Source organism: Cellvibrio polysaccharolyticus (assembly GCF_015182315.1).
Lineage (GTDB): Bacteria > Pseudomonadota > Gammaproteobacteria > Pseudomonadales > Cellvibrionaceae > Cellvibrio > Cellvibrio polysaccharolyticus.
In genome coordinates, this window is the sequence record NZ_PRDL01000001.1 from 2,364,346 (window position 1) to 2,385,329 (window position 20,984).

Below are 20,984 nucleotides of genomic sequence, written 5' to 3' on the forward strand. Positions count from 1 at the left end.
TTTGGTTTTCGGGCAGAGCCGCTTCAGCGGACTTACAGCGCCTGAAACCAACGAGATAAAGTGGGGAATTCTACACATTTAGCGGCAGGTTTACACCCGCTCCACGCCGATGGCGGCAATGAAACGGGAGTTTTTTTCGAAGGCGGGCGCCAGCTCGGGGTAAAAGTCAAACCGGCGTCACGAAAGGCAGGTTATTCGTCCAGTTTTTGATCAATAACGATACGCAAATCACCCGGAATGTCCGCCAGGTCTATTGGCCCGATACTGCCCTGCCAATCACCCGCGCGCGAAATAGCAGAACCATCCTGGGATATACGCGCAACCAGCTCAATTGGTGTGGACTGTGAGAATGCCTGTGAGAGCGTCGCGGTGGGCGCCATGGACATGGATTCATTCAGAGTGATTTTCGCTGGCAATGACGCCAGGCTGACCCGCTGTATCGCCAGCGGGATTTTTGCGCCCTGCCAGGCACGAGCATAAACAAATACCGTCAGGTCTTTGGCCGCATCCACCTTGTCCGCCACTTCAACACTAACCTCCAGTGTCGGGCCTGTTACTACTGGCGCGTCGGTGGTTGCCGGCGCGCCATCTCGTGCCGCCACCGCCTGACCACTTTTAGCCGCTTCCTGACGGGCACGCTCGATGCCGCCTTCAAGCGCCTTTCGCCCGGGGCTTTGCGGGCCGAGCCCATCGACAGCTCGCTGCCAGAAACCGACCGCTTCACTGTAAGCAGCACGTTCGTAGGCATCAATACCGGCAAGCCCCAGCGCGGTAGTGTTCTCCGGCTCAATGGTGAGCGCAGAACCGGCCAGTGCGGCAATCTCGGGGTTGATACGATTATTGTTTTGCAGAAACAAGGCTTGCGCCAGCTCTGCCATCACCATCCCTGAGGATGCATCCAGCTCGAGAATGGAACGGTAAGCAGTCACTGCTCGCGAAAAGTCATTGGTTTCCATCGCGCTGCGCGCCAGCATAAACCAATATTGCGTGTTATCAGGGCGCTGAGCCAAACGTTGCTCAAGCGCGGTGATCAGCTCACGGGAACGCTCGCGATCCGGCTCGCGTCCCTGCATCAAATCATTCATATCCTGCTGATTTTTTGCCTGCTGCATTTTCTGAATGTCTACATCAATTGCGCTGCCGGTGTGCGTGTAAAAATAAAACGCGCCACCCACCAGCAAAATCGCCGTGGTAAATAAAACCAGCACTGCCGGCGTGGTTTTATTATTGCTGCTGGATTTTTCAAGCCCGGCATCGTCATCCAGCAGTCGGCGCTCGTGCTCCAGCTTGAGTAACGCGTATTCATCTTGCGTTACCCGCCCTTCTGCCAGAGAGGCGCCCAGCTCACGCATGTGCTCTTTGAAAACCTCAACGTTGGTTTGCAAGCGCTCATCTTCTGCAACATGGGCTCTGAACGCAGGCAACGAGCGGCGGCGCAAAACCGGCCAGATGACAAACAACACGACCATGATGGCCAGAAGAATAAAAATCCAGGATTGTGCAGCCATTAACGTGGCTCCTTGGTTTCGGTATCAGTGTCGGAAGTGGCTTCAGGTTGTTGCAGCAAGACAGCAAGGCGCTCCTGCTCTTTGGCAGAAAGCGGTTTGGCAGGCCCTTCTACCAAGGCAACCTGACGACGCTGCCGGACGATAACAATCAAAATGATGATGGCGGCAACCACCAGAAACAACGGGCCAAACCATAAGAGAAATGTTGATGCGGTCAGGCGCGGCTTATACAAAATATATTCGCCGTAACGCTCAACCATAAAATCAACAATTTCCTTGTCCGATCGGCCATCGGTAATCAGCTCGTGCAGCTCGCGGCGCAAATCGGTAGCAATAGGAGAATCGGAACCGGAGAGGTTTTGATTTTGACATTTGGGACAACGCAACTCGTCAATAAAGTTTTGGTAGCGTGCGCGCTGCACGTCGTTGTCGAATTCGTAGACATCAATGGCCGCCTGAGCGGTCAATGCCAGCAATCCTGAGAACAGCAAAATAGCTGCTCGAAAAAAAACGCCAGACATAAGTATCACCCCGAAAAAATGTGCCAGCAGTATATCAAAGCAGATCCTGATGCGGTCGAATCTGTATGATCCGCCTCATTCCAAAAAAATTGCACACTATTTCGCCAAAAGCATTTTTTTATATAAAAACCGAAAATAAATATTGACGTGTCGTTTTGTTTCATTAGAATACGCACCACTTACCGGGCGGTTAGCTCAGTTGGTAGAGCAATGCCCTTACAAGGCATGGGTCACAAGTTCGAGTCTTGTACCGCCCACCACTTTCACTCAAAAAGTAAAAGTGTATCTCTGCGGACCGGTAGTTCAGTTGGTTAGAATGCCGGCCTGTCACGCCGGAGGTCGCGGGTTCGAGCCCCGTCCGGTCCGCCACTTAAGTAGGGCTTACGCCCATAAGAAAGCCCCTGATCGGGGCTTTTTTTATGCCTGTAATTTCTTACCTTCCTATTTTTTACCTTTCTATGGCGGCCACCACAAGGTCACCGCTATAAAACACCTCTCTGCCGCTTGTCACGCATGCTCGCTGCGCTCTTCCTCTTCCTGCGGTGGCTCGCTGTTAATTTTCTTCCACGCGTAGTAGCCCAAATAAGCCACTACCGCGCAACACACCAGTAAAACCACCAGGCTTGAAATAACAGCAATATCGATATACATGACGCTTCTCCTGAAAATTTGTCAGGCTTCAGTCTATCGATGGCATGAAAAGTGTTTTTGACAGGAATCAAGAAATGCTTTTTTGAAAGACCGCTAAACAGGAGATATCAAAAAAATAAGAAACTACCAAGGCTGCATGTCTGCGCGGGACTGCAGCAGGCATAAAACCCTGGTAATTAATATTAGCAGGACGGTGTAATACCGGGGTTCAACACATTGGGCAGCAATGCACCGGTGCCGCGAAGACCGCAATAACCACCCGGATTTTTATGCAAATACTGCTGATGTTCCACCTCGGCATAATAAAACGCGGGCGCAGGTAGAATTTCTGTGGTGATTTCACCAAGACCGGCAGCACTCAGCGCTTGCTGATACTGATCACGGCTGGCGACCGCCTCTGCCTGCTGGGAATCCGAAAAGGTGTAAATGCCCGAGCGGTATTGTGTACCGCGATCATTCCCCTGGCGCATTCCCTGTGTCGGGTCATGGGCTTCCCAGAAAACTTTCAACAGTTGCGTAAAGCTGGTGATGCCCGGATCAAACACCACCAGCACCACTTCGTTATGACCGGTACGGCCTGTGCAAACTTCTTCATACCAGGGGTTCGGCGTAAAGCCGGCAGCATAACCCACGGCGGTGGTGTAAACGCCGGGTTGCTGCCAAAAGCGGCGTTCTGCCCCCCAGAAGCAGCCCAGCCCAAAAAGTACCTGCTGCAGCCCTGCAGGAAACGGCGGCTGCAAGGGAGCATGGTTAACCGCGTGCTGATTATGAATTTTCATCGCTTCGTTACGACCGCGTAGCGCGTTACTCGCGTCCGGCATTACAGATTTGTCGTTGAAAAACATCGTTATCCGCCTCGGTTATCTCTGCTGTGGTACATGGATCAGAACCAGCGTTGAAGGTTCAACCTTTCCCACCAGGTCATTAACAAACGGTCTGCGGCGGACTGCGCCGCGAGGCCAAATTTTTCCTGAATGGATTTTTTGACGGTGAATTCAACTTCATAGATATTTGCCGTTTCGCTAAGCGTCAGCAGATATTCATCACTGGTTTTAATTTCATCAACCAATGCCACTTCCAGCGCGCGCTTGCCGAACCACACTTCGCCGGTGGCCACTTTTTCAATGTCTACCGCCGGACGGTGGCTGCTGACAAACTCCTTGAACAGCTCATGTGTATCTTCAATATCTTCCTTGAATTTCTCTTTGGCCTTGGGCGTATTTTCGCCCAGCATGGTTACCGTGCGCTTGTATTCGCCCGCGGTAAACATCTCATAATCAATGTCATTTTTTTTCAGCAGCTTGTGGAAATTGGGCAGCTGCGCGACCACACCGATTGAACCCAGCACCGCAAAAGGAGCGGCGAGAATTTTGTCGGCTACGCAAGCCATCATATAACCGCCGCTGGCGGCCACTTTATCTACGCAAACGGTCAGAGGAATTTTGCGATCGGTAAAGCGGGCCAATTGGCTGGACGCCAGACCATAGCTGTGCACCATGCCGCCGCCACTTTCTACCTTCACAACCACTTCATCAGCCGGTGTTGCCAGAGTTAATACAGCATTGATTTCCTCGCGCAAGTTATCGCACTCGGAGGCTTTGATATCGCCAACAAAATCCAGCACGAAAACGCGTTTTTTCTGCGCTGCGCCAGCAATATCTTCTGCTTTATCGGCATCGGTTGAAGCAGCCACTTGTTCCTGATTTTGTTTTGCTTTTTTCTTCTGTTCGGCGCGCTCGGCCTTGAGACGTTTTTTCTCTGCTTTGTCATGCAACTTCAGCGCCTCGGGGTCAAGCAAGGCCGCCTGCAATGAATCGCGCATCTCTTCAAATTTTTCGTTGAGATGATTAACTTCAATATGACCTTTATCGGCTTTGCGCCCTCGCCCGCTGGCGGAGACAATCATGATAACAATGGCACCAAAGGCAATGACTACCGTCACTGCTTTGGCAAAAAACAAACCGTAATTCGCTAAAAATTCCAACGGAAACCTCTATCAGTTATTTAAAAAATTATTGCCAACGATTAACCGCCGCTTCTGCGGCAGCATTCAAGGGACGTGCCAGCAAACCGGTGTGCGACAGCGAGACTTCATAAGCGGCTTTATCAGCCAGCGGCAAATAGGTCGCACTACCATAAACAGCATCTACCACCGGCAGCCAATCGGGGTGCTCATTGACCCAGCGCCAGGCATCAACACCGTAAAGGCTGTCGCCCAGTTGATACACGGTTCTCTCTGCAGACAGCTCCTGATCGAGACGGTAATAACGTCCGCTCAAGCGTTCGAGGCGATAGCCAGGATGTGCGCCAAAGCGTGCCAGATAACCCTTGAACTTCACCAGCCGGGCGTCCAGCTGCCATTGATCGCCGCGCAGTTTATAATGCTGCTCGTTGCCTTTGGCATCCACCAGCTTTACCTCGAAGTGCTGCGGTTCAATTTGGGTAAACGTGAGCGTCGCGACATTCTGTTCTTTTAGCGCCTGACTGTACCCGAGCAAATCCCAGGCGATAAGCCCGATAAAAACCGATACCGCCAGTAACGCAATACCAACCGTACCTTTTAGCCAGGCGGCAAACCAGGTATCACGAAACAATAACCGCAGCGCCTTGTAGGCGATGAACAAGGCGGGAACCAATACAATCAGCGCAATAAACGTGTAAAGCATAGGTAAGTCCGTGGGTTATTGGGGTTATTTAAAAGTCAGACAAGGTACCGGCAATAACCCGCACATCAGGTGCGCGCCAGACCTTGTCGCTGCTGAATAAAGTTGGCAATCAGTTGGCCCGATAGCGTAGCGGCGGACGGAATAGCTGGCAAGCCATCATAACGAAACCAATGCGCCTCCATAATTTCCACACCGTCTACCAGAATATCTCCTGACAAGTACTCACCGGTAAAACCCAGCATCAATTGACCGGGGAACGGCCATGGTTGGCTGGCAAAATACTGCACCGCCTGAATTTCGATACCGACTTCTTCACGCACTTCGCGGTGCACGGTATCTTCCGGGCGCTCACCCACCTCCACAAAACCGGCCAGCGCGCTGAACACCGGCCTGCTGGCACGGGCATGACGCGCCAGCAAACATTCATCGCCACGGGTAATGAGAGTGATGATGCAAGGTGACAGCCGGGGGTAAAAAGAAAGGTTGCAGGCATGGCAAACTTTCGCCCGCTCCTGCGGATCGGTTGTGGTGGGGCGACCACAGCGGCCACAAAATTGATGATCGCCGTACCAGCGTGAGATTTGCAAGGCGCGACCGGCCAACAGAAACATCTCTTCCGACACCAGCCCCAACTGGCTGCGCAGGGAATGCCACTCAAAACCCTCCGCCTGCCCTGCTCTGGCAACATCGACCACCCAGCAGGCTTTTTGGTCGAGATAACCGAGAAAATGTTGCTCCAGAACTACCGGCTCACTGGCCGCCAGTTCATGCTGTTCCAGCGGCCGCCAGCCAGCACCGGCCAGGCACAACAGCAGATTATCCAGTACCGGAATAAACAGCGCTTCGCCACTGATAATTAAAGGCTCTACGCCCGCAACAAAGGTCATCAATGCACCGCATAGCCTAATGCTTGCAAACTTTCCTCGGCAATTTGCAACACCGAGGTATCGGCCTGTTTATCGAGTTTGATGCTATCCAGGTAATATTCAAGGCTGATAATGGCATCGGCAAAAGTTTCCAGCAGATGCTGCACCGATGCCGGTTGATCATTCTGCAACAAACATTCGTCAATAAATTGCAAGCAGGCTGCTGCCACCGCGGTAGCGCGTGGCAAGCCGAGCACGAACATACCACCGCGCACTGTATCCAGTGTGCCGACAATGTTACGAATATGGCCTTTGTCAAAATTGGATTCAACAAATGCGGCCAGCGCACGCTTGACCATGGCAAGGCCGGACTCGGCCTCTTCGATAACCAGCATTTCAGCTTCAGCCAGATGGCTGCTGGCGATTACCTCATCGCGGGATGCATTATTGATGGCATGAAGTTTTTCGTCAGACAAGGTGGTTTTGCCCAATCCGGAGATCGCGCACTCTACATATAACAAGGTGTCGGCAAACACCGACAGGTCATCATTGGTAATCACCCGGGTATCTTGCCGCCAGTCGTTCAGGCGGGACATTTCAAGACGCAGCGCGTCTGCTGGCGAGGTTAATCCGATCATGCCGAGAATATCGGCCACTTTTTTCAGAATTTCATCGAGCTCCGGGGTTTCCCGGATCAACTCCGGACCGCCCTGCGCGGCGCGTTCCAGAATATTTTTTACGTTGCGCAGCTCATCGGTTAGCACACCAGCCATGGAGGTCATGGTATTGGCGCTGGGGCCTTGCAGCGATTCCATCTCCCGCACCAGTTCTTTTTCCGAATAACGGGTTACCGGTGCGCCAAAGGTTTTCAGCTCATTGATAACCTCGGGCAGCTCGCTGCGCGACAAAGACAGGATGTACAACATCTCGCGCAGCAGTTCAGACTCTACCGGACGTCCGGCAACCGCCTTGCCTTCAAACTGGAAGCGTTTGATCTCACGATCGATGGTGCTGAATAACAGTTTCCGGCTGCGGCTGATGCGCATGTCCTGATCGCGCACTACCGTGAGGGTAAGCCCCGCCATTTGCCACAGCGTTTGCAAACGAGCGCCTTCGGTGATGCGGGACAATCGCTCCAGTGCCCGGATCATCATCGTCAAAGTGGGTGCAACCCGCGCGCCCTGCAAGAGTTTAAGCAGACCGGTCTGGTACATATGACGCAAGCGTCGCACCAACTCGGGTAATTCGGCGGATTGCAAAACGGCCGAAGGCGAGCCGGAGGGTTCTGGCGATAGCGGCTCGAAACCGTAAAAATGACTTTCCGGCAAGTGCGTTGCACGGCGCGCAATGCGCAGGTCGTTGATCGCAGGAATCAGCAGCATTGCCATGCTGCGAGAGGTTTGTGAGCAGTATTCGAGATAGCGCGGCAGCACAAAAAAGGCAGAGCCCAACAAATCCAGATTGCGCTCATTGGCCTTGTCGGGGTCGGCAGCCATGGCCGATATGTGCTCCAGCAGTTCATCCGCCAGCAGGTCAATACCTTTTAGCTGAATCAGGTTGAGCGTACCGCGAATCTGGCGAATACCGTCCATACAATCCTGCAGCAATTGCTCATTACTGCGGTCATGGGTGTATTGCTCCAGCCGCTGGGCTGATTGTTCAATGGTGGCGACCAGTTCGTCCTGAACCATTTTCAGTGATGCAAGGTTAAGTGTTTCGTTACTACTCACAGAAGCTTCCTGATTTCAGTTGTCATTGACAGGATAGTCTTGTGGCCACAGCAATTGCCATCGCGACGCGCCCTGATCCTTCAGCCCGACTGGCGGGAGATTCGTTGAATTCTAATCGTTCCGGGGGCTCGGTGCTTGTGAAGAATGGCAAAGCCCTGGTTATTATTGTCTACCGCGACGCAATGTCGCGGTAAAACCTGCCGACTAAAGTAGCGCTTTGTAGCCCCCAAAGGCGCTATTGCGGCGTATCCGCCAGCCAAACGCATTGTCCGCCACTGCTTTTTTGAATTTGCGCCAGCTTTTCCTGGTGCGCTTCCAACTCGGCGGCGGTGGCCTGAATAACCGGCAAGCGGGCGCGATTGACATTCAAACGGCGAATACCGGCGCCGGAGTTGTTATCGCCCCCGTCTTTATCCTGATTGCCACCCAGCAATAAACTGGTTTGGCCGCCGGTCATCAGCAGATAAACGTCCGCAAGAATCTCGGCATCGAGTAATGCGCCGTGCAATTCACGCTGCGAGTTGTCCACGCCGTAGCGTTTACACAAAGCATCGAGGTTGTTTTTCTGGCCCGGGTGTTTACCGCGCGCCAGCGCCAGCGTGTCCACCACAGGGCAACGGGTTCTGAGCGAAGCCGCCTGCGGGTTGAGGCGCTTCAATTCGGCATCAATAAAGCCAATGTCGAAGGGCGCGTTGTGAATCACCAGCTCGGCATCGCCGATGAAATTCAAAAAATCATCAACAATACGGGAAAACACCGGCTTGTCTGCCAGCATATTATTGGTGATACCGTGCACTTCTATGGCGCCGGCGTCGATTTCCCGTTCGGGGTTGATGTACTGGTGGTAATGGCGGCCGGTAAGACGGCGGTTAAACAACTCGACGCCGCCGATTTCAATAATCCGGTGGCCCAGAGCCGGTTCAAGACCGGTGGTTTCCGTATCGAGTACGATTTGACGCATGGTTATCGGCCTTTCAATTCATCAATGCCACGGTTGGCAAGATCATCAGCAATCTGGTTTTCGCGGTGGCCACTATGACCCTTTACCCAATGCCATTCAACCTTGTGCCGCTGGTTTTGCTCATCCAGCCGCTGCCATAAATCGGCATTTTTTACCGGCGCCCGCGCTGCCGTACGCCAGCCGTTGCGTTTCCAACCCGCCAGCCATTCGGTAATACCTTTACGCACATATTGGGAGTCGGTCGTCAGCACCACCTCGCAAGACTCTTTGATCGCCGCCAGCCCTTCAATAGCGGCCATCAGTTCCATGCGGTTATTGGTGGTTTCGCGCTCGCCGCCGTAGAGGGATTTTTCGATCTCACCAAAGCGCAGCAAAGCGCCCCAGCCACCCGGCCCAGGGTTTCCGCGACAAGCGCCGTCGGTAAATAACTCAACTTTTTTCAATAGGGAATTCCTGACAATTTCAATAACGCTTGCTGGACGACAAGCCAAACGGATACAGAACGGCTATTGCATAATCAGTCGCGCGGACAGCCGGGTTTAAACATTTGTCGATAAACCGCAGGCAGCATCGATGACTTTTCACAACGGGAAATAATACGAATAACACCCGGGCTTACACCCACCGCGTTGTATTTTTTCCAGGCAGGTTTTAACAGCGGTGTTACCCCGGCGATGTCCTTGCGGGCAACAATTAAATAGTAGCTACCGGTCAACAGGCGCAGCTTTTTACCCCAGCGCTCCAGCCAGTGCAAATGTTTTAGCATACCCGGCGAGTGAACCGGCGGCCGGAAGAAGCCGCTTTCAATAGCTACCGGTTCAAAATCCAGCAGCTTTAACCAGTCGAGTACACGGTCAAGATGTAAGGATTGCCGCTGCCAGATCGACCGTTTGCTGAAGAATTGCATTACCCAGCGCGTCAACCCCATAAAACTGCGCGGGTTAAAGCCAATAATCACCAAATGCCCACGGGGAATAATCAGCCGCGCTGATTCTCGCAGCAGTTGGTGCGGGTTGGGGCTGAAGTCGAGCACATGGTGCAACACCGCAACATCAATGGTGCTATCAGGGAGCGGTAAATGATGGAAATCGGCCTGCGCCGAGGGCTTCTGTGCAACGGCATCGACCAACGGATGAAGGGAAAAACAGTGGGAAATACGGCTGGAAGCGCTGGCACCAAACGCCGGGTCAAGGCCCAGCTCCAGCAAAAAATAGCCGAACAGACATTGCAAGGCTTCGTTCAATTGCTGCTGTTCATCGGCCAGCAACTCTTTACCCAGGGTACCGGAAAACCACTCAATCATCTCCGGGATGGTATCCTCTGCGGGCTTAACAGGGGAATTTTCCGGTAAAAAGCCTTTCCAATGAAACTTGTCTTTATCTGGCATTAATCCAATCCCCGGCGCCGGCTCAGGCTATAAACAAATGGTTTTCCTAATTTCGGTACTTCAGACATGAGTAAAATCTACCGGGTTCCCGCCCTCGATACTAACTATATCTGGATCATTCAACCGGATACGGCACATGATCACGTCTGGATTATTGACCCGGGTGAGTCAGAGCCGGTGTTAAGGCTGCTGGCACAATTGAACCTCAAGCCGGTTGCCCTGCTGATTACCCACCACCATAAGGATCACACCGGCGGCATTGCCGGTATTCTCGATACCTACAATGTACCGGTTTACGGGCCTGAGTCCGAGCGTATCCCGCAAATCACCCATTATTTGCACGATGGAGATAGCTTCCATATTGAGCATCTGGCCGTTGATGTGATGGCCACACCAGGTCATACCCTCGATAGCCACTCTTATCTGGTGCATGCCGATGCAGGCCCCAACTGGCTGTTTTGCGGTGATGCCCTTTTCAGCGGCGGTTGCGGTCGTGTTTTTGAAGGCACGGCGGCGCAAGGGCTGGCAAGCTTGCGACGCCTTACCGTGCTGGATGATAGTACCTTGCTGTATTGCGGGCATGAATATACCCGACAAAATCTTATTTTTGCCCGTCATGTGGAACCGGACAACGAAATGGCAGGTCAACGTCTGGATAATATTGACCGCCAAATCGCCACCGAAGGTGCCAGTCTGCCGTCGAGCATCGGTTTGGAGAAACAGATCAATCCTTATTTAAGGCTGCATTCTGCCACGCTCCAGCGATCAATCGAGCACCATTTTGGTGAGAAAATCAGCGACGAGGTGGCGCTATTTGCACACTTGCGACGTTGGAAAGATCATTTTTAAACCACATTTTGCCGGATTTTTGGTTGACCCGATCCCCGCCAGTCCCTAGAATCCCCTCACCGGGCGTGAGCGTATTCGCCGAAAGGAATCTTATAATCCGAACTAAATCAACGTGATATATGAAAAAATTAATCCTGATTCCAGTTTCTTTATTAAGTGTTGTCCTTGCCAGCGGCTGCGCCATTCAATCTTCCCACCCCGACCCTGTTGACGGTTTTGTTTCTCTTGATGAAGCCATAGCGCCCAAAAAGAAGAAGAAAGCTCCGCTACAGAAAAAAATTGACGAACAGATTGCCCAGGCAACCGATACCACACCGGATATCTGGCAGCGCATCTCAAGCGGTTACGGGTTTCCCAAGGTTGATGATTCACGTTTGCAAAACCATCTGCGATGGTTCAGTAATAATCAGCAGTATATTGACCGATTTACCGAACGCAGCGAACTCTATATTCATTATGTTGTTTCCGAGCTTGAAGCGAACAACATGCCGCTGGAGCTGGCGTTACTGCCCATCATCGAAAGCTCCTACAACCCCTTCGCCTACTCCACCCATCACGCTGCCGGCATCTGGCAATTTGTACCAGGTACCGCAAAAAGTTTTGGCCTGGAAAAGAACAACTGGTATGACGGGCGACGCGATATTGTTGCCTCAACCGATGCCGCTATTCGCTACCTGCAATACCTGAACAACCTGTTCGATGGTGACTGGTTGCTGGCCATTGCGGCCTACAACGCCGGTGAAGGTACTATTCGACGCGCCATTGAAAAAAATGCCTCTGAAGGCAAAGCAACCGACTTCTGGTCTTTGCCATTGCCACCGCAAACCCAGGCTTATGTGCCGCAGCTGGTTGCACTTTCACGAATTATCGCCAAGCCGGAACGCTATGACCTGAAACTGGGCAGCATCCCGGATGACCCCTACTTTGTACCGGTTGATATCAACCGCCAGGTGAATCTGGCACAGCTGGCACGTCTCTCGGAAACCGATGCACAGGAACTGCAACAGCTAAATGCCGGCTACAGCCGCTGGTTAACCAACCCGTCTGGCCCGCATCAAATTCTGGTACCGGTTTCCACCGCCGATTCATTTATCCAGCATATTGAAACCTTGCCCGCCACCAAAAGCGGTTTTTACAAGGAATATAAAGTCGTCAGTGGCGATACGCTGGGCGCTATCGCCAAGCGTTTTGATACCACCGTGGCAGAGCTGACCAAAAACAACCAGCTCGCCTCAAGCCAGTTGCGCATTGGTCAGGTATTGCGTATTGGCCAGGCCGGTGATGTGTCGCAGTCCGAACACCCGGATTCTGAAGAGTTGATGATGGCCTTTGCGCAAGCGCGTCAATCCAACGCCCAGCCAACGCACATCGTAAAAAGTGGTGACAGCCTCTGGAAAATTGCCAGAAGCCACAACATTACCGTTAAACAATTGGAACAGCACAACAAACTGAAGCCTGGTTCTTCGCTGAAACCCGGCCAGCGTTTGCTGGTACCAACCACGTCACTGGCGGCAAGACACCAGCTTCGCCCTACCGATGACCCGGAAAAAATGTCTTATCGGATTCAGTCCGGCGATACCCTTTCCAATATCGCGGCCCGTTTCAAAGTAAGCACTCAGGATATTTTGCAGTGGAATAGCGTGAAAGACGCCAGCTATATCCATCCCGGACAAACCCTGACGCTGATCATGAAAGGCGGCCTTTAAGCCTTACAAAAAAACGGCTACCCCTGAACAAGCGGTAGCCGTTTTTTTTGTTATCCCTTCGCAACAGAAACCGCACAACCACATCCCACCAACCATAGCCAGCCGACTGAACAGCTTTAATCTATCAATTCGATATCCAGACAGGTTAACAACCCCAGGGCTTCCATGCGGGTGAAGCGCGCGGATTTTATGGTGTTGTTAAAAATATCTATGTCGTAGTTTTTAGCCTCGGAAAAATCCGCCTCTTGCAGGTTGGTTTTCATAAACAGGCTATTGGTAAAGTCCGTAAAGCAAAACTGCCCTTTTTCGAAGTTACCGTTTCTGAAATCCACATCGTGGGCTTTGCAGTACTCCAGCGTGAGCTCAATCAAATCCAGCCCGAAAAAACTGCTGTCATTGATAATGCATTCGTTGAACTTCAGTGGCGATATAAAGTTAAAGCGCGGCCAGTCAGCTTTGGTCCAATCCACGCCCACCAGCTTGCTGGCATTAAAAGAAACGTCAGAAAACTTGCTGTAGGGGATTTGCACATTACTGAGGTTGCATGCGGAGAAGCTGCAATCAATAAACTTGCACTTATAAAACCGGGCATCGGTAAAGTTACAGTTTCCAAAAGTACACTCTTCAAAGGTGACCTCGGTAAATGCCTCGCCGGCCACGTCCAAACCGCTAAAGGTTCTGGAAAAATATTCTGCCTGATTTTCAAACGTCATCGCTATGATCGCCGTTATTGAGATGTTTGAGCCTGTTTGCCAGCGCGCTTGATGATCAGGCCATTTGCGGGATCGCGGCCAGCAGGCTGCGGGTATATTCCTGTTGCGGATGGGTGAATACGGCTTCGGTTGACCCCTGCTCTACAATTTCTCCTTTCTGCATTACCACAATGCGGTCGCAGAGGTAGCGCACCACCGACATGTCGTGCGAAATAAACAGCAAGGTCAGCGAATGCTTTTGCGTTAGCTGGAGCAACAGCTCAAGAATCTGGGCGCGAATGGTTACATCCAATGCAGATACCGGCTCATCAGCAACGATCAATTCAGGTTGCAAGGCCAATGCGCGGGCGATGGCAATACGCTGACGCTGACCACCGGAAAACTCATGCGGGTATTTACGAATAAACCGGCGATCCAGCCCTACATCATCCATTAATTGATTCACCCGCGTTGAAATTTCTTTGGCGGGGATTTTCTTTTGCTCGCGCAAAGGTTCAGCCAGCGTATCAAACACTGTCATGCGCGGATTCAAGGATGCATAAGGGTCCTGAAAAATCATTTGAAAACGGTGCCGGGTCCTGTTCAGTTCGCGGCCTTGCAGCTGGCATAAATCCTTGCCTTCGAGTAATACCTCACCGCTATCCGCCTGCAATAATTGCATAATGGTGCGGCCCAATGTGGATTTTCCCGAGCCTGATTCACCCACTATGCCAACGATCTCACCGCGGCCTATTTGCAGTGAGATATTTTCAATACCTTTCAAACGTGGCGCGCGCCGAAACCAGGATGAATGACCGGCTTCATACGTCGTGGTTAAGGCTCTTACATCCAGCAGCGGCACATCGCCCGCGGCAACAGAAAGAGGGTTGGCCTTGCCGGTGGTTAAAATGGAATGGAGCAGTTTTTGTGTGTACGGGTGTTGCGGGCGATGAAATACGTCATCAATGGTTCCACTTTCCACCACATCACCCGCTTGCATCACCAGCACACGGTTGGCAAGGCTCGCTGCCACACCCAAATCATGGGTAATAAAAATAACGGAAAGATTGCGGGAGGCCTGCAAGTTGCGGATCAAAGTGAGAATTTGCGCCTGTACAGTAACGTCCAAGGCGGTAGTGGGTTCGTCGGCAATCAGCAATTCCGGCTCGGTGATCAGCGCCATGGCAATCATCACGCGCTGGCGCATACCGCCGGAGAATTGATGAGGGTAGTCATCAATGCGTTTTTCTGCATCGCGAATACCGACTTCTTCCAGCGCCGCAATCGCACGCTGGCGCGCCTCATTTTTTGATAAGCCCACATGTAACTGCAGCGGTTCCATCAGCTGACGGGAAACACGCAAATAGGGGTTGAGCGAGGTCATCGGGTCTTGAAAAATCATACTGATTTTTCGTCCACGAACTTTTCGCAACTGATGTTCTGACATGGCCAGTAAATCGGCGCCTTGAAAATGCGCACTGCCCTGCTCTATTTTCCCGGGCGGTGTGGGGATCAAACCCAGCAAGCTGTAACAGGAAACGGATTTTCCGGAGCCTGACTCGCCAACAATGGCCAAAATTTCGCCGGCAGCCAGATCAAAGCTGAGATCACGCACCGCCGTTTGATGCCCGTTACGGGTATGAAACGCGACGGTTAGATTCCTGACAGAAAGAATAGTATCAGCAGCCATGAATTAATCCTTCGAGGTGCGGGGGTCAAGCGCATCACGCAAACCGTCACCCAAAAAATTCAGGGAAAAAAGTGTTAAAGACAACACTAACGCAGGAAACAGCAACAACCAGGGATACTCTTCCATGGTTTCGACACCGCTGGAAATGAGAGAACCCCACGAGCTTTGCGGGGGCTGAATGCCCAGCCCCAAAAAGCTTAAAAAGGATTCCAGCAAAATTACACCAGGAATGGTCAGCGTGGTGTACACAATAACCGGCCCCAACACATTGGGAATCAGGTAGCGGTAAATAATTTTCCAGCGGGATAAGCCCATGGAAACCGCAGCCTCTACAAACTCCTGCTGCTTGATGCTTAACACCTGGCCGCGAACAATACGCGCCATCGTCAGCCATTCCACAGCGCCGATGGCCAAAAACAGCAGTAACATACTGCTGCCAAAAATCACCGTAAGCAGAATAATAAAAATAGTAAATGGCAAGGCATACAAGGCATCAACGGTGCGCATCAACAAAGCATCTATCCGTCCGCCAAAAAATCCGGCAATCGCCCCCCACAACACACCAATTAACAAGGCTACCGAGGTGGCGATAAATCCCACCATCAATGAAATGCGGCTGCCGTACATAATGCGCGTGAGCTGATCGCGCCCCAGCACATCGGTGCCCAACCAATGCGCCGCTGAGGGGGGCGATGCGCCCAGATTGAGATTTTGCGCGTCATAGGAGTAAGGAGCAATCCAGGGTGTTAACAACGCCACGATACTCAACAGCAGCAGCATGATAGCCCCGGCCATCGCCATTTTATTTTTGCGCAGACGAATCAGGGCGTCTTTGCCCAGCGAGGTGCCTTGCTCAATAACAGTCGTTGATTGCATAAATTACCCCCGCTCTCTGCTCTGTTGACGCAGTCTGGGGTTGAGCCACACCAGGAGAATATCGGCCAGCAAATTGAACAAAATGATTAATACCGAAAAGAAAATGGTGCAGCCGAGAATAACGGTGTAATCGCGGTTAAAGGCTGCTTGCACATAAAAGCGCCCAAGCCCTGGAATTTGAAAAATGGTTTCAACCACGAAAGAACCGCTCAGCAAACCGGCCAGCGCTGGCCCCAAAAAGGAAATTACCGGCACAATGCCGCCGCGGGAGGCATGCAACGTAATAATACGAAATGTTGAAAGGCCCTTGGCGCGCGCGGTGCGGATGTAATCCTGGGAGAGCACTTCGAGCATGCTGCCCCGGGTGATGCGCGCAATATAGGCAGCGTAGGTAGAACCCAGTGTAATGGCCGGTAAAATTTTGTCGCCGGGGGTATAGCCCCAACCGGAAACCGGAACCCAATCCAGCCAGATACCAAAGCACAAAATCAGCAGCGGGCCCAGCACAAAGTTGGGTAAACAAATGCCGGCCATGGCGGTCGACATGGGCACATAGTCCTGGGCGGTATTGGGGCGAAGCGAGGCGATGACACCGGCGATCAGCCCTATGAACAGGGCAATCAGAATCGCGTAGAAAGATAATTCCAATGTGACAGGAAAACCGTCTGCAATAATTTCATTAACACTGCGACCGGGGAATTTAAAAGAGGGCCCCATGTCGCCTTTTAATAAATTGATCACATAGTCGGTGTATTGTTTCCATGCTGGCGCATCCAGGTTGTACTGGGCATTTAAAGCCCGTAAAACTTCCGGCGGTGCGGTGCGCTCTTCGTCAAACGGGCCGCCGGGGGCGGCCCTGACCATAAAAAAGGTTACGGTAATCACTACCAGAATAACCGGTATTGCTTGCAAACTGCGTCGAATAATAAAAGCTAACATGACACCTACTCGTTATTGGATGCATCCAGATAAACGTGCTTGTATGAGTAGTAATCCATCAGGTTGTTATGCCAGTTTTTCACCGAAGGATGCACCAGACTGTTGGTCGCATAGGTGTAAATCGGGATGGTTGGCACCTCTTCTACCAACAGTGCTTCGGCCTCCTGGAAATACGCCAAGCGCTGTTGCTCATCCACGGTATTGGCAGCGAGTACAATCAATTCATCATAGCGGGCATTGGACCAACCGGTTTTATTATTGCCGCCGTCCGTTACAAATACATCCAGAAAGGTATTGGGATCGTAATAATCGCCTACCCATCCGGAGCGGGCAACCTGGTAATCGCCGGTTCTTAAGGTAGCAAGAAATACTTTCCAATCCTGATTCTGAATATTGACGTTAATGTTAAGCGCCCGCTTCCACATTTGCTGAATCACCACGGCGATCTTCTGATGATCCTCCATGGTGTTGTACATAATGGTGATGGCCGGGAAACCTTCACCATTGGGATAACCCGCCTCGGACAACAAAGCTTTGGCCTGTTCAATATCGTAAGGAATATTGGCGGTTGCCTGGTAGCCATTTTCAAACGGCGGCGTAAAGTGGAATGCAGGAACCTGCCCGCCCTTGGTTACTTTGCTGGTGATCTGCTCACGGTCTATTGAATAGGCAAGTGCTTTACGCACACGCACATCATCCAACGGTGGCTTGGTGGTATTCAGTAAATAATTATAGGTGCCGAGGAATGAAAAGGATCTCAGTGCCGGGTCGTTTTCAGCGTGATACTGCTCAAGCTTGGCCGAGGGAACCGTTTTGGTGATATGCAGTTGGCCTGCCCGGTACATGCGTTCTTCGGTAGTGGATTGCTGAATGGGATAAAAGTGTATTTCATTTAAACGAATATTTTCTGCATCCCAATACAAAGGGTTCTTTTTAACAGAAAATACTTTATTCGGTTGCCATTCTTTAATTACAAACCCGCCATTACCGACAAAGTTTTCCGGACGTGTCCAGCGGGTTCCGCGCTGATCAGCCGCGCCGAATTTTTCAATAGTGGCGCGGTGCACCGGGTACAGGCTGTGATGATCCAACAGTTCAAGAAAGTAAGGAACCGGATGGTTCAGTTCAACCTGCAAGGTGTATTTGTCCAGCGCTTTTACACCCACTTCGGAGAAGTCGGTAATCTCACCGCGATTGAACTGCTCGGCATTGCGGATCACATTCAGCGAGTAAGCATATTGATTGCCCAGTGCCGGTAATAATGCGCGCTGCCAGGACCAGATAAAATCTTCGGCAGTAATTTCATCACCGTTTGACCAGCGGGCGGTGTTGCGGATTTTAAAGGTATAGGTTTTTCCATCTTCCGACATCGTCCAGGATTCTGCCACCGCAGGTTCCGGCTCCAGTGTTTTGCCATTTTTGGTCACCAGACCTTCAAACAATGCATATTGTAAATGCGCCTCCGGCATCCCCGTGGTTACATGAGGATCCACATCTGAAGGTTCATCGCCATTACCCAGATGCAAAATTTGCTGCTCAATACCTGTTTGCACGGCGGTTTGTCGATCACTGGAACAAGCACTGAGCAGTGACATGGCGATAAGCGCAATCAGCGCACCGGGGAACATTTTTTTCATTGTCGTTGTACCTCTCATAAGCATCAGCTTGATGTCAATCGTGATTCAATTCTTCGGCGAAAGCGTCAAAACTGTATTCCCGGCCAAGAAAATCTTTTACCAGATCGGCCGCATCTTTGGAGCCACCCGGCTCCATCACGTAATGGCGATAACGCTGGGCAATGTCAGGATTGCGCAAACCGTGCTCGGCAAACTCGCTGTACATATCTGCGGCAATGACCAGTGACCACATATAGGTATAGTAGATCGCCGAGTAGCCGTGCAAATGACCGAAGCTGGCATAAAAATAGGTATCGTCAACATAGCCGAACGGTGAATAACGGGCTTGCAGTTCGGCGGTGAGTTTGTCGAGATCCAGATTGGCGGGATCCGTGTTATAAACGCCCAGCGACAAAGCGGCGTAGAAAAGTTGATGCTGCGTCCACATGCCTTTACCGAAATCGCGACCGGCAATCATTTTATTTACCAGTGCAGGTGGAATAGTTTCGCCTTTGTCGTTGGTGGCAAAGGTCGCCAGGGTTTCTGTGTCCCACACCCACTCTTCCAGCATTTGCGACGGTGCTTCAACAAAATCCCACTCGGTTCTTATACCGGAAAAGGCCAGCCAGGGTTGGTTGCCGGCAAAAATACCGTGCAATAAATGACCAAATTCATGGAGGAAGGTTTCAACATCGGAGTGTTCCATCAAACCGGAGCTGCCATCGCCGCCCGGGAAGTTACACACCAGCGCGTAGACAGGCAGTTGACGGTCGCGTACACCGTCCTGAAGGGTAAATGCCGCCGCGTGTTTGTATTTGCCATCACGCGGGTGCATATCCAGAAAGAAACGACCAATGACTTTATCTTTATCGACGATTTCATAAGCATTCACAGAGTCGTGCCAAACGCCGGTATTCCAGGGGCGAATGCTGACCTGAAACATATCTTCGGTCAGTTTGAAAATGCCCTGACGAACTTTGTCGTATTGAAAATATTGCCGCACGGCTTGTGAATCAATTTGGTATTTTTCTTTTTTTACCAGATTTTCAAGGTAGGCTTTTTGCCAGTCTTCTACTCGGGTGGCCTGCGGATTAATCTGCTGCATGCGCTCCAGCAATACCTGGTATTCGGCTTTTGCACGCGGCTCTGCCAACTTGAAAACACGGTCAATAAAATCCCTGGCATTGCCCGGATTTTTAATCATTTTATCTTCCGTGATGTAAGCCGCGTAGTTTTCGTAACCCAACAATTGCGCCAGTTCATGACGCTTTTGAATCAGATCCATCAGCACGGCTTTATTATCCGGGTAGGCGCGTTGGCGAAAAATGACATAGAGCTTCTTGCGCAGCTCATCATTTTCAGCGTATTGCGTCATCGGCACATAGTCCGGGTAATCGGTGGTGATGATTAACCGCCCTTCTTCATCGCGCTGACGAGCGGCAATGTAGTCTGCGGGCAAACCGGCCAGCTCAGATTCGGAGCCCACGGTAATTTTGCGCGTGTCTTCGAGGATATTTTTATTAAAGGCCTGCCCGATCAAATTGATTTCTTCGTTCAGCTGACGAATGCGGGTACGCACAGCCTCGCTTTTATCCACGCCCGAACGGCGATAATCCCTGATCATTTTTTCAACAAAACGCTTGTCCAGCGGATTCAGTGCCGATTGGTCGACGGCCACCAGGTGATTGTATAAAGGACGGGAGAGGCTGATATCACTCAGCAAGGTAACAAAATTTTGTTGGCAGGTTCGAGCCACATCGCGAACCTGGGCATTCGGGTTTACGTTGGCATGTAAACTGGCCTGACTGAGACGACCATCCAGAGTGATGTCCAGATCGTTTATTGCATTCAGCAAACCGGAGGCTGCCGGAAACTTCCCCTGCTCCAGTGCTTTAAATTGGTGCTCTGCTTTTTTGAAATCGGTTTCACATGCGGCCAACCAGGCTTGGGCTTGCTGGTCATCCGGTGCGGTCCAATTAAGGGCAGAGGTGGTATCCGGTGAGGGTGTTGCAGGTTGTTGAGAGCAACCGGCCAATAACGCCAGGCAACTACTGGCAAGGCCAGCGAATAGAAAGCGGTAAACGGGAGTCTTTTTCAACCGGCATTTTTTATTCATATGTCCCTCAATAACGAATCGATATATTACAAAAATTCAACCATAACAGACGGTCAGTATTCCAATCTACCAGCTGCACGCAAATTTCGCACCAGCCTCCCCGCAGAGGTGCCAGTATTTGCCGGGAGCTTCACGAAAGTACCGCCTGAAAAGCGCATTTACCATGACATAAAACAACAAGACAGCCCCGTAACACCATACATTTGCACA

19 protein-coding genes and 2 tRNA genes are annotated in these 20,984 nt (G+C 51.5%); 4 read left to right on the forward strand and 17 right to left on the reverse strand.

The features are described from left to right. Positions 1-191: 191 nt before the first annotated feature. Together ccmI and C4F51_RS10055 are read right to left on the reverse strand one after the other, a co-directional pair. A complete protein-coding gene (gene ccmI, locus C4F51_RS10050; protein ID WP_193909459.1) occupies positions 192-1,508 on the reverse strand; it encodes a c-type cytochrome biogenesis protein CcmI in 1,317 nt (438 codons plus the stop codon). Beyond that, the gene (locus C4F51_RS10055; protein WP_193909460.1) at positions 1,508-2,029 is read right to left on the reverse strand and encodes a cytochrome c-type biogenesis protein; all 522 of its coding nucleotides are present in this window, start codon (positions 2,027-2,029) and stop codon (positions 1,508-1,510) included. The genes ccmI and C4F51_RS10055 overlap by 1 nt, the downstream gene beginning before the upstream one ends. Positions 2,030-2,213: 184 nt before the next feature. Between C4F51_RS10055 and C4F51_RS10060 the strand changes: the two genes are divergently transcribed. Beyond that, a tRNA-Val gene (locus C4F51_RS10060) sits at positions 2,214-2,289 on the forward strand. A 32-nt stretch (positions 2,290-2,321) separates the two neighbouring features. Then, positions 2,322-2,398 (forward strand) — tRNA-Asp (locus tag C4F51_RS10065). Between the two features lie 138 nt (positions 2,399-2,536). Here C4F51_RS10065 and C4F51_RS10070 read toward each other — a convergent pair. From C4F51_RS10070 to C4F51_RS10110, 9 genes are all read right to left on the reverse strand, one after another. Beyond that, positions 2,537-2,680 carry a hypothetical protein gene (locus C4F51_RS10070; RefSeq protein WP_193909462.1) on the reverse strand — a complete coding sequence of 48 codons (144 nt, stop codon included), beginning with the start codon at positions 2,678-2,680 and terminating at the stop codon, positions 2,537-2,539. Positions 2,681-2,862: 182 nt separating this feature from the next. Beyond that, on the reverse strand, positions 2,863-3,525 hold the full coding sequence (gene msrA / locus C4F51_RS10075) for a peptide-methionine (S)-S-oxide reductase MsrA (protein WP_193909464.1): 663 nt from the start codon (positions 3,523-3,525) through the stop codon (positions 2,863-2,865). Between the two features lie 38 nt (positions 3,526-3,563). Further along, the gene (gene sohB, locus C4F51_RS10080) at positions 3,564-4,664 is read right to left on the reverse strand and encodes a protease SohB (RefSeq protein ID WP_193909466.1); all 1,101 of its coding nucleotides are present in this window, start codon (positions 4,662-4,664) and stop codon (positions 3,564-3,566) included. A 28-nt stretch (positions 4,665-4,692) separates the two neighbouring features. Further along, positions 4,693-5,346 carry a cation/multidrug efflux pump gene (locus tag C4F51_RS10085; RefSeq protein WP_193909467.1) on the reverse strand — a complete coding sequence of 218 codons (654 nt, stop codon included), beginning with the start codon at positions 5,344-5,346 and terminating at the stop codon, positions 4,693-4,695. A 65-nt stretch (positions 5,347-5,411) separates the two neighbouring features. Continuing rightward, complete coding sequence (gene nudC / locus C4F51_RS10090; RefSeq protein WP_193909468.1) at positions 5,412-6,233, reverse strand: NAD(+) diphosphatase; 822 nt, start codon at positions 6,231-6,233, stop codon at positions 5,412-5,414. After that, positions 6,233-7,942: a pilus assembly protein gene (locus C4F51_RS10095; protein ID WP_193909469.1), complete on the reverse strand. Its 1,710-nt coding sequence runs from the start codon at positions 7,940-7,942 to the stop codon at positions 6,233-6,235. Before C4F51_RS10095 ends, nudC begins: the two co-directional genes overlap by 1 nt. Positions 7,943-8,177: 235 nt before the next feature. Then, positions 8,178-8,903, reverse strand: coding sequence for a DNA polymerase III subunit epsilon (dnaQ, locus tag C4F51_RS10100; RefSeq protein WP_193909470.1), 726 nt, complete (start codon positions 8,901-8,903; stop codon positions 8,178-8,180). A gap of 2 nt (positions 8,904-8,905) precedes the next feature. Further along, positions 8,906-9,346: a ribonuclease HI gene (rnhA, locus tag C4F51_RS10105; RefSeq protein ID WP_193909471.1), complete on the reverse strand. Its 441-nt coding sequence runs from the start codon at positions 9,344-9,346 to the stop codon at positions 8,906-8,908. A gap of 74 nt (positions 9,347-9,420) precedes the next feature. Then, positions 9,421-10,290 (reverse strand): class I SAM-dependent methyltransferase, encoded by an 870-nt coding sequence (locus C4F51_RS10110; RefSeq protein WP_193909472.1) that lies wholly within the window; start codon positions 10,288-10,290, stop codon positions 9,421-9,423. 66 nt (positions 10,291-10,356) lie between these two features. Here C4F51_RS10110 and gloB point away from each other — a divergent pair, with 66 nt between their 5' ends. Then, complete coding sequence (gene gloB / locus C4F51_RS10115) at positions 10,357-11,139, forward strand: hydroxyacylglutathione hydrolase (protein WP_193909473.1); 783 nt, start codon at positions 10,357-10,359, stop codon at positions 11,137-11,139. Between the two features lie 119 nt (positions 11,140-11,258). Then, positions 11,259-12,845 carry a lytic transglycosylase gene (locus C4F51_RS10120; protein ID WP_193909474.1) on the forward strand — a complete coding sequence of 529 codons (1,587 nt, stop codon included), beginning with the start codon at positions 11,259-11,261 and terminating at the stop codon, positions 12,843-12,845. A gap of 116 nt (positions 12,846-12,961) precedes the next feature. Here C4F51_RS10120 and C4F51_RS10125 read toward each other — a convergent pair whose 3' ends face one another. Genes C4F51_RS10125 through C4F51_RS10150 form a run of 6 tightly spaced genes read right to left on the reverse strand, consistent with a single transcriptional unit; the run spans position 12,962 to position 20,774 of the window. Then, the gene (locus C4F51_RS10125; RefSeq protein ID WP_193909476.1) at positions 12,962-13,558 is read right to left on the reverse strand and encodes a pentapeptide repeat-containing protein; all 597 of its coding nucleotides are present in this window, start codon (positions 13,556-13,558) and stop codon (positions 12,962-12,964) included. A 55-nt stretch (positions 13,559-13,613) separates the two neighbouring features. Further along, complete coding sequence (locus C4F51_RS10130; protein WP_193909477.1) at positions 13,614-15,227, reverse strand: ABC transporter ATP-binding protein; 1,614 nt, start codon at positions 15,225-15,227, stop codon at positions 13,614-13,616. A gap of 3 nt (positions 15,228-15,230) precedes the next feature. Then, the gene (locus C4F51_RS10135; protein ID WP_193909478.1) at positions 15,231-16,103 is read right to left on the reverse strand and encodes an ABC transporter permease; all 873 of its coding nucleotides are present in this window, start codon (positions 16,101-16,103) and stop codon (positions 15,231-15,233) included. A gap of 3 nt (positions 16,104-16,106) precedes the next feature. Continuing rightward, positions 16,107-17,042, reverse strand: a complete 936-nt coding sequence (locus tag C4F51_RS10140; protein ID WP_193909479.1) for an ABC transporter permease — start codon at positions 17,040-17,042, stop codon at positions 16,107-16,109. Positions 17,043-17,047: 5 nt separating this feature from the next. Then, entirely contained in the window at positions 17,048-18,679 is a 1,632-nt protein-coding gene (locus tag C4F51_RS10145; protein WP_193909480.1) for a peptide ABC transporter substrate-binding protein, read from the reverse strand. Positions 18,680-18,713: 34 nt separating this feature from the next. Continuing rightward, a complete protein-coding gene (locus C4F51_RS10150) occupies positions 18,714-20,774 on the reverse strand; it encodes a M3 family metallopeptidase (protein WP_193909481.1) in 2,061 nt (686 codons plus the stop codon). Positions 20,775-20,984: the final 210 nt, after the last annotated feature.

Excerpts from the sequence above, each read along its gene's own strand:
- ccmI (WP_193909459.1), bottom strand. The coding sequence starts at position 1,508 with ATGGCTGCACAATCCTGGATTTTTATTCTTCTGGCCATCATGGTCGTG.
- C4F51_RS10055 (WP_193909460.1), bottom strand. The coding sequence starts at position 2,029 with ATGTCTGGCGTTTTTTTTCGAGCAGCTATTTTGCTGTTCTCAGGATTG.
- C4F51_RS10070 (WP_193909462.1), bottom strand. The coding sequence starts at position 2,680 with ATGTATATCGATATTGCTGTTATTTCAAGCCTGGTGGTTTTACTGGTG.
- msrA (WP_193909464.1), bottom strand. The coding sequence starts at position 3,525 with ATGTTTTTCAACGACAAATCTGTAATGCCGGACGCGAGTAACGCGCTA.
- C4F51_RS10085 (WP_193909467.1), bottom strand. The coding sequence starts at position 5,346 with ATGCTTTACACGTTTATTGCGCTGATTGTATTGGTTCCCGCCTTGTTC.
- nudC (WP_193909468.1), bottom strand. The coding sequence starts at position 6,233 with ATGACCTTTGTTGCGGGCGTAGAGCCTTTAATTATCAGTGGCGAAGCG.
- dnaQ (WP_193909470.1), bottom strand. The coding sequence starts at position 8,903 with ATGCGTCAAATCGTACTCGATACGGAAACCACCGGTCTTGAACCGGCT.
- C4F51_RS10110 (WP_193909472.1), bottom strand. The coding sequence starts at position 10,290 with ATGCCAGATAAAGACAAGTTTCATTGGAAAGGCTTTTTACCGGAAAAT.
- gloB (WP_193909473.1), top strand. The coding sequence starts at position 10,357 with ATGAGTAAAATCTACCGGGTTCCCGCCCTCGATACTAACTATATCTGG.
- C4F51_RS10120 (WP_193909474.1), top strand. The coding sequence starts at position 11,259 with ATGAAAAAATTAATCCTGATTCCAGTTTCTTTATTAAGTGTTGTCCTT.
- C4F51_RS10125 (WP_193909476.1), bottom strand. The coding sequence starts at position 13,558 with ATGACGTTTGAAAATCAGGCAGAATATTTTTCCAGAACCTTTAGCGGT.
- C4F51_RS10130 (WP_193909477.1), bottom strand. The coding sequence starts at position 15,227 with ATGGCTGCTGATACTATTCTTTCTGTCAGGAATCTAACCGTCGCGTTT.
- C4F51_RS10135 (WP_193909478.1), bottom strand. The coding sequence starts at position 16,103 with ATGCAATCAACGACTGTTATTGAGCAAGGCACCTCGCTGGGCAAAGAC.
- C4F51_RS10140 (WP_193909479.1), bottom strand. The coding sequence starts at position 17,042 with ATGTTAGCTTTTATTATTCGACGCAGTTTGCAAGCAATACCGGTTATT.
- C4F51_RS10145 (WP_193909480.1), bottom strand. The coding sequence starts at position 18,679 with ATGAAAAAAATGTTCCCCGGTGCGCTGATTGCGCTTATCGCCATGTCA.
- C4F51_RS10150 (WP_193909481.1), bottom strand. The coding sequence starts at position 20,774 with ATGAATAAAAAATGCCGGTTGAAAAAGACTCCCGTTTACCGCTTTCTA.